Origin of the sequence: Sulfitobacter sp. HI0027 (genome assembly GCF_001634775.1) — a bacterium.
Lineage (GTDB): Bacteria > Pseudomonadota > Alphaproteobacteria > Rhodobacterales > Rhodobacteraceae > Sulfitobacter.
Window position 1 is genome coordinate 1 of sequence record NZ_LWER01000292.1, and the last position, 205, is coordinate 205.

At 59.5% G+C, this 205-nt stretch carries 1 pseudogene; it reads right to left on the reverse strand.

The annotated features are described in order from the left end of the window. Nucleotides 1-205 (reverse strand): annotated as a pseudogene (locus A3722_RS15680) (2-isopropylmalate synthase); the annotation flags it as partial.

Consider the following 205-nt stretch of genomic DNA (forward strand, 5'->3'; position numbering starts at 1 on the left):
TCATAGACCACGCCATTGGTATAGGTGGCGATGCCTTCGCCTTCGATCACGCCTGCCACCCAAGCGCCCTCATAGGTCGATCCATCGGGATAGGTGATCTTGCCCGTGCCATCGGCCAGATCATTGCGAAAGGTGCCAACGTAAACGGACCCGTCGGGATAGGTCACCTGACCTTCGCCCTCAATCTGCCCGGCCACCCAAGAGC